Genomic DNA, 561 nt, shown 5'->3' with positions numbered 1-561 from the left:
CGGTCGGCCGGGAACGGGCCCATCGCGTCCCGCCCGGACGCCACCAGCTCCCACAGCTCCTCCGGCGACGTCACCCCGCCGGGGAAGCGGCAGCTCATGCCGACGATCGCCATGGGCTCATCGGTGTCGACGCGCCGCGGCCGCGCCGCACGCGTGCGAACGCTCGCGGAGTCCACCACGATCTGCGCCACCAGCAGGCGTGCCACCGCCACGGGGGACGGGTGGTCGAACACGAGCGTGGCGGGCAGACGCACACCGGTGGCCTGCGTGAGACGGTTCCGCAGTTCGACAGCGCTCAGCGAGTCGAAGCCGAGTTCGTTGAACGCACGGCCGGGATCGATGGAGTCGGCCGAGGCGTGTCCGAGCACACCTGCCACCTGAGCCAGCACCAGCTCCAGCGCGACCTGTTCACGGTCGGCCTCCGGTACGCCGGCCAGGCGCTGAGCGAGTGATCCACCGGCCTCCACGCGCCGAGCCGGGGCGGGTGCGAGCCCGCGCAGCACGGCCGGGATCGTCCCGGCCCTGGCCTGGGACCGCAGCACCGCCGTGTCCAGCCGGACC

1 protein-coding gene is annotated in these 561 nt (G+C 73.8%); it reads right to left on the bottom strand.

The window, feature by feature from the left end; translation table 11 throughout:
* Nucleotides 1-561, bottom strand: a 561-nt coding sequence (locus tag FVS66_RS00020) for an acyl carrier protein (protein ID WP_149178860.1), incomplete at both ends; no start/stop codon positions are given.

The sequence above is a fragment of the Streptomyces sp. TRM49041 genome (assembly GCF_008271805.1).
Lineage (GTDB): Bacteria > Actinomycetota > Actinomycetes > Streptomycetales > Streptomycetaceae > Streptomyces.
This window is presented reverse-complemented; position numbering and strand designations above follow the sequence as displayed.